13 protein-coding genes are annotated in these 14281 nt (G+C 73.7%); 11 read left to right on the forward strand and 2 right to left on the reverse strand.

Features of this window, described 5'->3' with window-relative positions:
• Nucleotides 1–73 precede the first annotated feature (73 nt).
• The 8 genes from ACTHAM_RS11725 to ACTHAM_RS11760 all read left to right on the forward strand — a co-directional run bounded on the left by ACTHAM_RS11725 (nt 74) and on the right by ACTHAM_RS11760 (nt 10266).
• Nucleotides 74–307: a DUF3046 domain-containing protein gene (locus tag ACTHAM_RS11725; RefSeq protein WP_440687603.1), complete on the forward strand. Its 234-nt coding sequence runs from the start codon at nt 74–76 to the stop codon at nt 305–307.
• Entirely contained in the window at nt 304–2520 is a 2217-nt protein-coding gene (locus ACTHAM_RS11730; protein ID WP_440687605.1) for an alkaline phosphatase family protein, read from the forward strand. Before ACTHAM_RS11725 ends, ACTHAM_RS11730 begins: the two co-directional genes overlap by 4 nt.
• Nucleotides 2517–3389, forward strand: coding sequence for an MBL fold metallo-hydrolase (locus ACTHAM_RS11735; protein WP_440687607.1), 873 nt, complete (start codon nt 2517–2519; stop codon nt 3387–3389). The genes ACTHAM_RS11730 and ACTHAM_RS11735 overlap by 4 nt, the downstream gene beginning before the upstream one ends.
• Nucleotides 3390–3628: 239 nt before the next feature.
• Entirely contained in the window at nt 3629–4669 is a 1041-nt protein-coding gene (gene recA, locus ACTHAM_RS11740; protein WP_440687609.1) for a recombinase RecA, read from the forward strand.
• Between the two features lie 6 nt (nt 4670–4675).
• Nucleotides 4676–5248: a regulatory protein RecX gene (locus tag ACTHAM_RS11745; protein ID WP_440687611.1), complete on the forward strand. Its 573-nt coding sequence runs from the start codon at nt 4676–4678 to the stop codon at nt 5246–5248.
• A gap of 120 nt (nt 5249–5368) precedes the next feature.
• Nucleotides 5369–6925, forward strand: coding sequence for a ribonuclease Y (gene rny / locus ACTHAM_RS11750; protein ID WP_440687613.1), 1557 nt, complete (start codon nt 5369–5371; stop codon nt 6923–6925).
• Between the two features lie 36 nt (nt 6926–6961).
• A complete protein-coding gene (gene miaB, locus ACTHAM_RS11755) occupies nt 6962–8584 on the forward strand; it encodes a tRNA (N6-isopentenyl adenosine(37)-C2)-methylthiotransferase MiaB (protein WP_440687615.1) in 1623 nt (540 codons plus the stop codon).
• 92 nt (nt 8585–8676) lie between these two features.
• Complete coding sequence (locus ACTHAM_RS11760; protein WP_440687617.1) at nt 8677–10266, forward strand: aspartate:alanine exchanger family transporter; 1590 nt, start codon at nt 8677–8679, stop codon at nt 10264–10266.
• Between the two features lie 46 nt (nt 10267–10312).
• Here the strand turns inward: ACTHAM_RS11760 and ACTHAM_RS11765 are convergent, their stop codons facing one another.
• Complete coding sequence (locus ACTHAM_RS11765) at nt 10313–10834, reverse strand: YbjN domain-containing protein (RefSeq protein WP_440687619.1); 522 nt, start codon at nt 10832–10834, stop codon at nt 10313–10315.
• Nucleotides 10831–11424: a YbjN domain-containing protein gene (locus tag ACTHAM_RS11770; RefSeq protein ID WP_440687621.1), complete on the reverse strand. Its 594-nt coding sequence runs from the start codon at nt 11422–11424 to the stop codon at nt 10831–10833. Before ACTHAM_RS11770 ends, ACTHAM_RS11765 begins: the two co-directional genes overlap by 4 nt.
• A gap of 127 nt (nt 11425–11551) precedes the next feature.
• On the opposite strand from ACTHAM_RS11770, the gene ACTHAM_RS11775 reads away from it, so the two are divergent.
• The 3 genes from ACTHAM_RS11775 to dapF are packed head-to-tail and all read left to right on the forward strand — an operon-like array spanning nt 11552 to nt 14210.
• Nucleotides 11552–12289: a hypothetical protein gene (locus tag ACTHAM_RS11775; protein WP_440687623.1), complete on the forward strand. Its 738-nt coding sequence runs from the start codon at nt 11552–11554 to the stop codon at nt 12287–12289.
• On the forward strand, nt 12286–13242 hold the full coding sequence (gene miaA / locus ACTHAM_RS11780; RefSeq protein WP_440687625.1) for a tRNA (adenosine(37)-N6)-dimethylallyltransferase MiaA: 957 nt from the start codon (nt 12286–12288) through the stop codon (nt 13240–13242). The genes ACTHAM_RS11775 and miaA overlap by 4 nt, the downstream gene beginning before the upstream one ends.
• Entirely contained in the window at nt 13239–14210 is a 972-nt protein-coding gene (gene dapF, locus ACTHAM_RS11785) for a diaminopimelate epimerase (protein ID WP_440687626.1), read from the forward strand. Before miaA ends, dapF begins: the two co-directional genes overlap by 4 nt.
• Nucleotides 14211–14281: the final 71 nt, after the last annotated feature.

Consider the following 14281-nt stretch of genomic DNA (forward strand, 5'->3'; position numbering starts at 1 on the left):
TGCCGTCGGCGCGGGCCCCGACCTGGCCGGTCTCCGGTCACCTCGACCGCCCAGCGATGGCAGGCTGTGCGCTGTGAGGAATCGCGAGTTCTGGGAGCTGGTCGACGAGGTGCTGGGCAGCGCCAACGGTCGGGTGCTCGCCCGCGAGCTCGTGCTCGACGCGCTCGACCAGCGCACCGTCGTCCAGGCGCTCGAGGACGACGTCGAGCCGCGTGCGGCGTGGCACGCGCTGTGCGACGCGCTCGGCGTGCCGGACCGCGCACGGTGGGGTGCCGACGGTCGACGCCCCGCTCCTCCGCGGCGGTGAACCCGCAGGGGCCCGAACCGCCCGCCGCGCACGTGCCCGCGGCAGGTTCGGCGCCCGACGCCGACGGCCACGCGGTGGTACGCCCCCGGACCTGGCGGCCGACGCTGCAGGACGTGGGCGACGCGGGTGTGGGTCTGCTGACCACGGCCGTCGGTCTGGGGGTGGCGATCGCGGTGGTCGACGGGGCCAGCGCGCAACAACCCTGGTCGGTGCTCCTGGCAGCCGTGGTCGTCGGCGTCGGCGACGCGCTGCTGCGCCCGGCGTTGCGTGTCCTGGCCTCGGTGGCAGGGGCTGTCGGTGCCCTGGTGGCGGGTCTTGCCGGCCAGGTGGTGCTGACGTGGGTGGCGCTGTCGGTCGTGCCGGGTCTGCACGTGGCAGACACCTGGAGCGTCGTCGAGGTGCTCGTGGTCACCGGCGCCGTGATGGCTGCCGGGCGCTGGCTGTGGGGTGCCAACGACTCCGAGTACGTCATCGCGGACGTGCTGCGCCGCGCGCGCGCCCACGCGCGGCGGGCGGGCACGCTGCCGGACGATCCGCCGCTCGGCGACGGGCGCCCTCCCGGTCTGCTCGTCGTCCAGCTCGACGGGGTCGGTGCCCCGGTGCTGGCGGGGGCCATGGAGGCCGGGCTGGCGCCGACCATGCAGCGGTGGGTGTCGAGCGGCGAGTACGTGTGGTCGCCCTGGTGGGCACGCGTCCCGTCGACGACGCCGGCCAGCCAGGCGGGCCTGCTGCACGGCGACTCCTCGGTCGTCCCGGCCTTCCGCTGGTGGGATCGCGGACTCGGTCGGCTCGTGGTCACCAACCACCCGGCCGACGCCGCCCTCGTCGAGCGGCGGGTCGCGGACGGCCAGGGCCTGCTGGCCGGGGGTGGGACGGCGATCTCGACGATGTTCAGCGGGGACGCGGCCCGTGCGTACCTGGTGATGAGCCGCACACGGACGCGAGGCAGCCGGGGGGAGCGTGCCGGGTTCGGCCCGGGTCCCTCGTTCGTCCGGTTCTTCGCCGGTCCGTTCGTGCTGACCCGTGCGGTGGGCCTGTCCGTGGGCGAGATGGTCAAGGAGCTCTACCAGGCGCGTCGGCAGCGGGTCCGTGACGTGCGGCCGCGCATCTCGCGCGGAGGCTGGTTCGTGGTGCTGCGGGGTGTGACGAACGTGCTGCTGCGCGACCTGAACACCTCCTTGGTGGCCGAGGCCCTCGTGCGGGGAGACCCGACGGTCTTCGTGGACCTGGTCGACTACGACGAGATCGCGCACCACGCGGGGCCGACCCGACCCGAGTCGCTGCGTGCGCTCGAGGGCGTCGACCGGGTTCTGGGCATCCTGGAGAAGGTCGTGGAGGTCGCCCCGCGGGCGTATCGCGTGGTCGTCCTGTCCGACCACGGGCAGGCGCTGGGCGCCACGTTCGAGCAGGTCGAGGGCCGCAGCCTGCTCGACGTGGTGCGCACGCTCATGGCTGAGCCGCACGCGCCGGGGCTGCAGTCCGCCGACGGCGAGCAGTGGGGTCCGTTCAACGCGTTCCTGTCGGCGCTGACCTCGAGACCGGGCGTGGGGCGTGGGCACGACGAGCGAGGACGACGCGGCGTGGCGGACACGCCCGCCGAGGGGGCCGGGGCGCCGACGGTCGGCGGGGCAGGCGCGGGACCCGCCCTCGAGCAGCTGCCCGAGGTGGTCGTGGCCGCGTCGGGGAACCTCGGGCTCGTCTGGTTTCCCCGCAGTGATCGGCCCCTGGCGCTGGAGGACCTGCACGAGCGCTGGCCCGGTCTGGTCGGCGGGCTCGTCGCACTGGACGCGGTGGGCGTCGTCGTGGTCGACACCCGCACGCGCGGGCTGGTGGCCGTCGGGTCGCAGGGCGTCGTGCACCTCGAGGACGACGAGGTGCCTGCCCAGGGTCAGGACCCGTTGGCGCCGTACGGTCCGCGGGCGCGCGCCGACCTGGCCCGCGCCGCACGGCTGGCGCACACGGGCGACCTGCTGGTCGTCTCGGCTGTCTCGGGGCCGGTCGGGGCTCGGCACGTGCACGCGTTCGAGGGGCAGATCGGGTCGCACGGCGGTCTTGGCGGCGACCAGAACGAGGCGTTCGTGCTGCACCCGGCCGACTGGGAGCTCGACGCCGACCTGCTGGAACGTGTCGGGGAGCGCACGATGATGGTGGGGGCCGAGCAGGTGCACCGCCAGCTCGTCCGGTGGTTGCGGAAGGCAGGGATCCGAACGTGAGCAGTCGAGACGACGCCGCGCCGGCCACCCGCGGCGACGAGGCCACCGGGGCATCGAGGGCGGGCGAGGCCCTGCTCCCGGGCGGCACGGCGGTGGTGCGGTGGCTCGGGCATGCGAGCACGGTGCTCGACCTCGACGGTGTCCGGGTGCTCACCGACCCGCTGCTGCGCGAGCACGCCGGTCTGCTGCGGCGCCGGGGGGCTGCCCCGGTCCGCGAGCACTGGCAGGACCCGGACGTGGTGCTGGTCTCCCACCTGCACCACGACCACGCCGAGCTCGGGTCCTTGCGGCAGCTGGGGGACGCGCCGGTGCTGTCCGCCCCGGCCAACGCGCACTGGCTGCGCGGTCACGGCGTGCGCGGCGCGGTGGGCGTGCACGACGAGCACTGGTGGTCCCCGCCCTCGTCGCCCGGGGCGCCGGGGTCTGCGCTGCGGGTCCGGGTGGTTCCCGCCGTGCACGGCCACCGGCCGATGCCGCACCGGCCGAACTCGGCGAACGGGTTCCTGCTCGACTCCCCGTCGTTGACGGTGTGGTTCGCCGGAGACACCGAGCCGTACGCGTCGATGGCGTCCCTGCCGGCGCTGCTGGGCCGACCGATCGACCTGGCGCTGGTCCCGGTAGGGGGGTGGGGTCCGCGGTTGTCGGGCGGGCACATGGACCCGGTCCAGGCGGCGCAGGTGTGCGCGTCGGTCGGGGTACGAGCGGCGATCCCGGTGCACTGGGGCACGTTGCACGCCCCGGCGAGCCGGAGGCTGCCGCCGGGCTGGATGGACCGTGGCGGGCGGGCGTTCGCCCATGCGATGACAAGGTTGGCGCCGCACTGCCTGGTGCCCGTGCTCGAGCCGGGCGAGGCGGTCGTGCTCCGCTAGCGCTGGTGCGGTGGCGACACGCGTCGCGGACACGCGACATCGAACAGGTGTTCGGGTAGCGTGGTGCGCACGGGTGACGACGGCGAGCCGCCCCCAGCCCCTCCGGTCCGACCGGGGTTCCGGGGACAGGGGTGGGCGCCGCAGGGATGTCGGTGGTCGGGCATACCGTCACCCGCGACGACGCAGACCAGCCCCCGCAGGCGCAGCGCACGCTGCCACGAGCAGACGAGGTACATGACATGGCCGCACCCCAGGACCGCGAGAAGGCACTCGAGGCCGCTCTCAGCCAGATCGACCGCCAGTTCGGCAAGGGCTCGATCATGCGCCTCGGCGACGACGGGCGCGCCCCCGTCGAGGTGATCCCCACCGGCTCGATCGCGCTGGACGTCGCGCTGGGCATCGGTGGCCTCCCGCGCGGACGCGTCGTGGAGATCTACGGCCCGGAGTCCTCCGGCAAGACGACGGTCGCGCTGCACGCGGTCGCCAACGCCCAGCGGGCCGGCGGGATCGCGGCGTTCATCGACGCCGAGCACGCGCTGGACCCGGAGTACGCCAAGAAGCTCGGCGTCGACACCGATGCGCTGCTCGTCTCGCAGCCGGACACCGGCGAGCAGGCGCTCGAGATCATGGACATGCTGATCCGCTCCGGCGCGATCGACATCGTCGTCATCGACTCCGTCGCCGCTCTCGTGCCCAAGGCCGAGATCGAGGGCGAGATGGGTGACAGCCATGTCGGTCTGCAGGCCCGGTTGATGTCGCAGGCCCTGCGCAAGATCACCGGTGCGCTGAACGCCTCGGGCACCACGGCCATCTTCATCAACCAGCTCCGCGAGAAGATCGGCGTGTTCTTCGGTTCACCGGAGACGACCACCGGTGGAAAGGCGCTGAAGTTCTACGCCTCGGTCCGTATGGACATCCGCCGCATCGAGACCCTCAAGGAGGGCACCGACGCTGTCGGCAACCGCACCCGCGTGAAGATCGTGAAGAACAAGATGGCCCCGCCGTTCAAGCAGGCCGAGTTCGACATCCTGTACGGGGTCGGCATCTCCCGCGAGGGCAGCCTCATCGACATGGGCGTGGAGCATGGCTTCGTGCGCAAGTCCGGTGCCTGGTACACGTACGAGGGCGACCAGCTGGGTCAGGGCAAGGAGAACGCGCGCAAGTTCCTGCGCGACAACCCCGATCTGGCCGACGAGATCGACAAGAAGATCAAGGAGAAGCTCGGGATCGGGGCGCGGCTGGACGCGCCCGCGGACGGGGCAGCTCCGGTCGACTTCTGATCGACCGTGCGTCAAGGACGACGGGGGCGGCCGGCTGACGAGCCGCCCCCGGCAGGGGCCGCCGCCCAGGACAAGGAACCGGACCCCGAGTCGGTTGCGCGGGCGATCGCGCTGCGCATGCTGACCGCGGCGCCGCGCAGCCGTGCGCAGCTCGCCGAGGCGATGGCCCGCCGGGACGTGCCTGAGGACGTCGCCGACCGCGTGCTGGACCGCTTCACCGAGGTGGGCCTGGTGGACGACGCCGAGTACGCGCGGATGCTCGTGCGGACACGGCATGCCGAACGAGGCATGTCGCGCCGCGCCCTGGCCGTCGAGCTGCGGCGTCGGGGCGTCGACGAGGAGACAGCCGGTCAGGCACTGACCCAGGTGGAGGACGCCGACGAGGAGTCCGCCGCCCGGGCCCTGGTGCGCCGCAAGCTGGCCGGCACGAGGGGCCTCGACCCGCAGGTGCGTGCCCGCCGCACGTACGCCGCCCTGGGTCGTAAGGGCTACGGCGCGGGTCTTGTCGCGCATCTGGTGCGCGAAGAGCTCGCCCGCGAGGGCGCCGACGACCAGGGGGTGCCCGGGGCGGTCGACTGAGCGGGGCTCACCCCTGCGATTCGGCCCTGCGCGTACCTGCGGCACAGGTCCGCACCCGGGCCGTGCCCGTAGGTGACAATGTCGGACGCACCCGGCTCACGCCTGAGCCGGGCATCACGCGTGACGAGCATCGGAGGCCCCGTGGACCTGCCGCAGGACATCGGGACGGTCATCGGTCTGCTCGGCGTGTGCCTCGTCGCGCTCCTGCTCGTGGTGGTGGCTCGCCGGGAGGCCGCAGCGCAGCGCGAGCAGGCCGCCAAGGACGTCGCCTCGATCAAGGAGGAGGCAAGCGCCAAGCTGGCGCACGCGGAGCGGCGCGAGGCGCGTGCCGTCGAGCGTGAGCAGGCGACGGCGGCCGAGCTGGCTGCCGCCACCGAGCACGAGCGCCGTGCGCGCGAGAAGTGGGAGTCGGCGCTGGAGGCCGACCGAGCGGCGCAACGACGGCTCGAGGACGCCGAGCGAACCGCCGAGCAGAGGCTGGCGCGCTCCGAGCAGGAGGCCATGGCCCTGATCGTCCAGGCCGAGCAGGAGGCGCGCGCCGAGCTCGAGCAGCTCGGTGGGCTCGCGGCCGAGGAGGCGAGGTCCGAGCTGGCCCGGCGGATGACCGAGCAGGCGGCCAACGACGCGGCCGCGCAGGTACGGCGCACCGAGGCCCAGGCGCGCCGCACGGCTGACGCCAAGGCCCGACGGATCATCGCCACGGCGGTCCAGCGGGCCGCGGTACCCACGAGCGCCCAGCTGGCCATCACCGTCCTCCCTCTGCCCTCGGAGGAGATGAAGGGCCGCATCATCGGCAAGGAGGGCCGCAACATCCGGGCCTTCGAGGCGCTGACCGGCGTGAACGTGCTTGTCGACGACCAGCCGGACGCGGTCGTGCTCTCGTGCTTCGACGCCGAGCGCCGCGAGCTGGCGCAGGTGACGCTCGAGGCGCTGATGGCCGACGGGCGTATCCACCCGCAGCGGATCGAGGCGGCGTACGCCGAGGCAGTGGCCGGTGCCGAGGAGCGGACCGTCGCGGCGGGTCACGAGGCGGCCGAGCGCGCGGGGGTCGCCGGGCTGCACCCCGACCTGGTGCGCACGATCGGTCGGTTGCGGCTGCGCACGTCCTACGGCCAGAACGTGCTCGAGCACCTGGTCGAGTGCGCGCTGCTCGCGGCGACGCTCGCAGCCGAGGTGGGTGCGGACGTCGAGGTCGCGCGCCGGGGTGCCTTCCTGCACGACATCGGCAAGGCGCTGACCGCCGAGCTGCCCGGTACGCACGCGCACGTCGGGGCGAACCTCGCCCGGCGGGCGGGGGAGTCGGCGGCGGTGGTCAACGCCATCGAGGCGCACCACGACGAGGTGGCCCCCACGACCGTCGAGGCGGTGCTGGTCCAGGCGGCTGACGCCGTCTCGGCCGCCCGGCCCGGTGCCCGCCGGGAGGAGCTCGACCAGTACGTCGAACGGATGGACAAGCTCGAGGCGCTGGTCACGGCGCACGCCGGGGTCCGCCGTGCGCTGGCGATGGCCGCCGGGCGCGAGGTGCGGGTCGTCGTCGAGCCGTCCGAGGTGGACGACCACGCGATGCCGCAGCTGGCCGTGGCGATCGCCCGGCACATCGAAGCCGACCTGACCTACCCGGGGGAGATCAAGGTCACGGTCGTGCGCGAGCTGCGCGCGAGCGCCACCGCGGGCTGACGGTACCGCGCGCACCGCGCCTTACCCTTGACGGTGATGTCCACCACCACGCCCTCGCCTGCCGCCTCGACCACCGCACCGGAGGCCGCGTCCGCCGCGTCCGCCGCGCCCGTCGGCCTCGCCCGTGCGCGCACCTACCTGGTCAAGACCTTGGGCTGCCAGATGAACGTGCACGACTCCGAGCACATGGCGGGCATGCTCGAGCAGGCCGGGTACGTGGCGGCCGACGCTGCGCACGCGGCCGTCGAGGACGCCGACGTCATCGTGATCAACACGTGCGCGGTCCGGGAGAACGCGGCCGACAAGCTGTACGGCAACCTGGGTCGGCTCGCCCGTGCCAAGCGTGCCCGCCCCGGCATGCAGATCGCGGTGGGCGGGTGTCTGGCGCAGAAGGACCGTGCGGGCATCGTCGACCGGGCGCCCTGGGTGGACGTCGTGTTCGGCACGCACAACCTGGACGTGCTGCCGGTGCTGCTCGAACGTGCGCGGCACAACGCGCGGGCCGAGGTCGAGATCGCCGAGTCGTTGCAGGTCTTCCCCTCCACGCTGCCCACACGGCGTGAGTCGGTCTACGCCGGCTGGGTGTCCATCTCGGTGGGCTGCAACAACACGTGCACGTTCTGCATCGTGCCGCACCTGCGCGGCAAGGAGCGTGACCGGCGGCCCGGCGAGATCCTCGCGGAGGTCGAGGCGCTCGTCGCCCAGGGCGCGATCGAGGTGACCCTGCTGGGCCAGAACGTGAACTCCTACGGCGTCGAGTTCGGCGACAGGGGAGCCTTCGCCAAGCTGTTGCGCGCGGCCGGCGCGGTCGAGGGGCTCGAACGCCTGCGTTTCACCTCACCGCACCCGGCGGCGTTCACCGACGACGTCATCGAGGCCATGGCGGCCACGTCGACCGTGATGCCGCAGCTGCACATGCCGCTGCAGTCCGGTTCTGACCGCATGCTGCGGGCGATGCGCCGGTCGTACCGTGCGGAGCGGTTCCTGGGCATCCTCGACCGGGTTCGCGCGGCCATGCCGGATGCGGCGATCACCACGGACGTCATCGTCGGGTTCCCGGGGGAGACCGAGGAGGACTTCGCGCAGACGCTGCGGGTCGTGGAGGCTGCACGGTTCTCCTCGGCGTTCACGTTCCAGTACTCCCCGCGTCCGGGCACGCCCGCGGCGGACCTGCCCGACCAGCTGCCCAAGGCCGTGGTGCAGGAGCGGTACGAGCGGCTGGTCGCGCTGCAGGAGCGTGTCTCGCTGGAGGAGAACCGGGCACAGGTCGGTCGCACGATCGAGGTGCTCGTGGCCGAGGGCGAGGGCCGCAAGGACGGCGCGACGGCCCGTCTGTCGGGGCGCGCGGCGGACAACCGGCTGGTGCACCTCTCGCTGCCGGACGGCCTGCCGGCGCACGAGGCTCCGCGACCCGGTGACCTGGTGACGGTGAGCGTGACCCATGCGGCGCCGCACCATCTCGTGGCGGACTCCGCACTGGTCGACGGTGGCGCGTTCGCGGTCCGTCGCACGCGCGCAGGGGACGCGTGGGCGCGTCGGCAGGCCGGTGCGGACGACCACGCGCACGGCGGGACGGACGCCGGGTGTGGCACGCCGCAGCCCGCCGGGCCGGTCAGTCTCGGGCTGCCGACGATCGGTCGCGCTCTGCCGGTGGCCTGACGAGGCGCGCGCCTGGGTCTTTCGGACCAGGTGTCCGCCGCGGAGGGGTCTTTCATGGGGCACGACTGTTCTCTCCGTCACAGGAGTACCTCATGCCCAACGTTGTGCTGAGTGCCGCTCAACAGCCTGTCCTGCTGCTCTTCTTCCTCATCGGTGCCGGATCGCTGATCGGTCACCTGAAGGTCAAGGGTGTCGGGCTGGGTGCCGCGGCCGTCCTCTTCCTCGCCATCGCCGTCAGCGCCTACGGCGCTCACCGGGGGGTGGATCTCGAGCTGCCGGAGGAGTTGGGCACCCTCGGGCTCGCCCTGTTCACGTTCTCGGTCGGCATCGTCTCGGGTGCCACCTTCTTCTCCTCGCTGCGCCGCAGCCTGCGTCTGCTGGCGGCCATGGTCGGCGTACTGGCCCTGGGGGCCGGTGTGGCCGTGGTCGTCGGTGCCTGGCTCGATCTGTCACCCGCCGTGGTGGCCGGTGCGTTCGCCGGGGCCGTGACGAACACGCCGGCGCTCGCCGCCGCGCGTGAGGCCGCCGGTGACCCGGACGGCCCGACCGTCGGGTACGCCGTGACGTACCTGTACGGCGTGATCGGCATGCTCGTGGTCGTCACGTTCGCGTTGCGCCGCAGCGGGACGGACGACGACGCCCCGCCGGTGCTGGTCAACCGCACGGTGCGGGTCGAGGTCGGTACGGAGCCGAGCATCCGGGACGTCGAGGCGCGGCACGGCGACCGGGTGACGTTCTCCCGGTTGCGGCACGGGGAGAGCGCGCCGGTGCACACCGCCGGTGACACCGACACGTTGCTGCGTGACGACCTGGTCACGGTCGTCGGCCCGCTGTGCGACGTGCAGGCCGTCACCGAGGAGCTCGGTCACGCGTCCTCGCACCACCTGGAGGCGGACCGTTCGTACCTGGACCTGCGCCGCATCACGATCTCCAACGCGCGGGCCGCGGGCCGCACGGTGGCCGAGCTGCGGCTCAACGAGCGGTTCGGCGCGACGGTCTCGCGGGTGCGTCGCGGCGACGTCGACATGGTCGCCACCGACGACTTCCACCTGCAGCTCGGCGACCGGGTACGGGTCGTGGGTCCGCCTGACCGTATGGCGGAGATCTCGGCGTTCTTCGGCGACTCCGCTCGGGGCCTGTCCGACATCACCCCGGTGGTGCTGGGTCTGGGCATCGCGCTGGGTGTGGTGATCGGTGCGACGACGTTCCCCGTGGGTGAGCACACGATCGCGATCGGCTCGGCCGCCGGGTCGCTCATCGTGGGTCTGGTGCTGGGCCGCATCGGGCGCATCGGCTCGTTCGTGACCAGCATGCCCAGCACCGCGGCGAATGCCATGGGTGAGCTCGGTCTGCTGTTCTTCCTCGCGCAGGCAGGGACGCGTGCCGGGGCGCAGATCGGTGAGGCGTTCGAGTCCGGGGAGTGGATCCGCATCCTGCTGCTGGGCTTCGTGATCACCAGCGTCGTGGGCATCGGGCTGTACGTGGTGCTGCGCCGGGCGTTCAAGGTGAGTGGGCCGAGGTTGGCCGGGATCGTGGCCGGTGCCCAGACGCAGCCGGCCGTGCTGGCCTACGCGAACGGGCGCACGTCGTACGACTCGCGGGTCGCCCTCGGCTACGCGCTGGTGTACCCGGCCGCGATGATCACCAAGATCCTGCTCGGGCAGGTGCTCGGCGGTCTGTGACCGGTCGGCTCCGGTGGTGCGTACGTGCCACCGGAGCCCGCCGCGGTCAGTTGTCCGGCACGTCCGCGGGCGGCGCGTCGTCGGAGGGCAGCATGGCCTCCAGCGCTGAGAACATCTGCACCCCGGTGCCCAGCCCGCACGCCAGCAGCTGGGCGAGCTGCACCTCGTTGACGCCCGGCTCCAGGTCGGCCGACACCTCGCTGTAGAGCGCGAGCAGGCCGTCCTCCTCGCGCAGGTACGCCTTGGGCCAGATCCGTTCGCGGTTCCAGTCGTTGAGCGCGAGGGTCACCGCGGCGCGCTGCTCCAGCGGCAGCGAGCGGTGCCACCGTCCGCGCACCTGCAGGATCTCCTGGTGCTCGCCGAGCGTGAGGAACCAGAACCGCGACCCGTCCCAGGTGCCGGTGAGGTCGCCGTCGTCGTCGATGACGAAGCGGTACCCACGGCCCAGCAGGTAGTCCCCGATGCGCTCACGGGTCAGCGGCGTCGGCGGCTCGTCGTCGACGACGGGCCCCTTGGTGGGCTTGGGCAGCCCGCCGAGCACGCGCAGCAGCCAGCCGGGCCCGCTCACGGTGCCACCCCCGCCGGGTCCGGGTAGCGCTCGTCGAGCGAGTCGAAGAACATGCTGCCGGTCGACAGCCCGCAGTAGAGCATCTGGCTGAGCTGGTCGTCGGTGGCACCGTGCTCGAGGTCGGTGGCGACCTCCGAGATGACGTGGACACGCCCGTTGTCGCGCACCCGTGCGTACGCCTTGGGCCAGATCCGTTCGGCGTTCCACTCGTTGCACAGGTCGAGCACCTCCTCGAGGCGCTCGATCGCGACCTCGCGGTGCCACTGCCCGCGGATCTGCAAGATCTCGGACTGCTCGCCGAACAGGAAGAAGTAGAAGAGGCGTCCCCGCCACAGTCCGCCCAGGTCACCGTCGGAGTCGACGAAGTAGCTGAACTCGTTCTCGGTCATCCAGGCGGCGATGCGCCCGGGGCTGATCGGTCGGGGGACGTCACCGCCGTCACCCGAGGTGTCGATGCCCAGCTCGCGTGCCAGCACACGGGTGACGGTCTCGTGCAGGTCCTCGTCGGTGACGGACCCGGTGGCGGGTTCGGCCGCCGACGCAGGCGGGCGCCCGAGGAGCCGACGGGCACGGTCGCGGAACAGGCCCATGCCCCAGACCTTACCCGTCTGCCGGACGGCATCGAAGGGACCGTGCACGATCCAGTCGGGCCGATGCAGGTGCCGGTGCGCGAGCGGCGATGTCGTCAGGTCGACGACCGGCCGCTACGGTCGGGCCATGCTCACCGCCGCCGCGCTCGTGCCCGACACGGCACTGCTCGTCCCGGGGGCCGGAGGGCGCGCAGGCGACCTGGTCGCCCAGCTGCGCGACGCCGCGCTGGGCGCCGTGGCCCAGGTGGTGGGCACCCGACCGCAACGGGTCGTCGTCGTCGCCCCGGCCGGTGCCCCGCGCACGTTCGACGGGCCGGTCCGGGCCTCGCTCGGCGCGGCGGGGGTTCCCGACGCGCAGCTCGGCTGGTCCGTGCCGGGACCGTCCGGCGCTCCGGTGCCGGGCGTGCCGGCGGCGGTGGCGCTCCACCTGCTGCACCAGGTCCGGTGCCCGGTGGACGTCCAGGTGGTCGAGGTGTCCGCGAGCTCACCTGCCGCCCGGCTGCACGCGCAGGGTGCTGCACTCGTGGCGGGTGCACCGACGGCGTTCGTCGTGGTGGGCTCGTTGAGCGGCAGGCACGGACCCGACGCGCCGCTCGCTGACGACCCGCGGGCCGCGACGGTGGACACCGCCCTGCTGGCCGACCTGGCCGCGCCGACCCCGGCGGCCCGCGCACGGCTGGCAGCCTTCCCTGCCGCGGACGCGGTCGCGCTGGCGGTCACCGGATGGGCGCCCTGGCAGGTGCTCCTCGGCACGCTCGACGTCGAGCAGGCGGTCGAGGCGGACCTGCGGGCGTCGGCCGAGCCCGCCGGGGCGGCGCACGCGGTGCTGGTCTGGCGGGCGCCCGCCGCGGGGGTGAGCGCATGAGCCTGGTCGTGGCGCTGGTCGGCCCCACCGCCACCGGCAAGTCCGACCTCGGTCTGGCGCTCGCGCACGCCCTGGGTGGCGAGGTCGTCAACACCGACGCGATGCAGCTGTACCGCGGCATGGACATCGGTACCGCCAAGCTCACGCCCGACGAGCGGGAGGGCGTCCCGCACCACCTGCTCGACGTGCTGGAGCCGTGGCAGGACGCGAGCGTCGCGGACTACCAGACGCGCGCCCGTGCGGCCCTGCACCAGGTTGCCGACCGCGGTGCCCGGGCGATCGCCGTCGGCGGGTCCGGCCTGTACGTGCGGGCGCTGCTGGACCACATGGAGTTCCCCGGCACGGACCCCGACGTCCGCGCGAGCCTCGAGGAGCGCGTCGAGCGCGAGGGGCCCCGGGCGCTGCACGCCGAGCTGGAGGCGCTCGACCCGGTCGCCGCCCAAGGCATCGGCCCGCGCAACGCGCGCCGCATCGTGCGGGCCCTGGAGGTCATCGCGCTCACGGGACGCCCCTACTCGGCCGCGCTGCCGCAGCACGTGTACGAGGTGCCTGCCGTGCAGATCGGGCTCGACTGCGACCGCGGGGTGCTCGACGAGCGGATCGAGATCCGCGTGCAGCGCATGTGGGAGCGCGGGCTGGTCGAGGAGGTCCGGGCGCTGCTCGAGCGGGGGCTCGGACGGACAGCCGCGCGGGCCGTCGGGTACGCCGAGGTGCTCGCCGTGCTGCGGGCGGAGCTCACGCAGGACGAGGCCCGGGCCGCCACCGCCGCGGGCACGCGCCGGCTGGCACGCAAGCAGATGGGGTGGTTCGGGCGCGACCCCCGCGTGCACTGGCTCGACGCGCGCGACCCTGACCTGCTGGCCCGAGCCCTGGATCTGGTCTCCCGGGCGGACGCCGGCACCCTGGGCCCGGCCACGGACGACCCGAGCCCCCGCCGTACGCTGGGCTCATGACCTCGACGCCCCCCGGTCCCGGCTCGCTGGCCGCCGGGCACCTGCCCGTGGCCAAGGGCCACGGCACGCAGAACGACTTCGTGCTGCTCGACGACCGCGACGGCCTGCTGGCCCTCGACGCGCCGCTGGTGCGCGCGCTGGCGGACCGCAGGGCCGGGCTCGGCGGCGACGGCGTCATCCGCGTCGCACCGAGCGCCTCGCTGCCGGAGGGCACCGCTGTGCTGGCTGACGAACCGCGAGCGCGCTGGTTCATGGACTACCGCAACGCCGACGGCTCGATCGCGCAGATGTGCGGCAACGGCGTGCGGGTGTTCGCGGCGTACCTCGAGCGCCTCGGCGCGTGGGACGGCGCCGGCGAGCTCGCGCTGGGCACCCGGGCCGGCGTCCGGCGCGTGACCCGCGTACCGGTCCCGGACGGTCTGGCCGACGCGGTCTGGTACTCGGTGGACATGGGCCGCTGGTTCCTGCCGGGCGGCGAACGGGCCACGGACGCCGGGTCGGACGCCGAGGTGCGCGTCGCGGGCCTCGACGTGCCGCGTGCGGCGCTGAGCGTCGATCTCGGCAACCCGCACACCGTGCTCGCCCTGGCCGACGAGGCCGAGCTGGAGGCCGCCGACCTGACCCGAGCCCCCGACGTCGCCCCGGTCCCGCCCGACGGCACGAACGTCGAGCTCGTCGTCCCGCTCGGTGAGCACACCATGGACGACGGCACCGTGGTGGGGCGCGTGCGCATGCGCGTGCACGAGCGCGGCGTGGGCGAGACCCGCTCGTGCGGGACCGGTGCGTGCGCCGCCGCGCTCGCGGTCCGCACGTGGGCCGGTCCTGGTGCGCCCGACGTGTGGCTCGTGGACGTCCCGGGCGGCACGGTGCGGGTCACGGCGCGCCCGGACGGACACGTCGAGCTCGCCGGCCCGGCCGTGCTGGTCGCGACCGCCGACATCGACCTGGACGCCCTGCCTGCCCGTTGACCTTCCCCGCGCGGACCGGTGACGGCCGGGGCGACTGTCGGCCTTCGTGGGCGGAACACCTCCACGCCCGA

Source organism: Cellulomonas soli, from assembly GCF_052036975.1.
Classification (GTDB): domain Bacteria; phylum Actinomycetota; class Actinomycetes; order Actinomycetales; family Cellulomonadaceae; genus Cellulomonas; species Cellulomonas soli_A.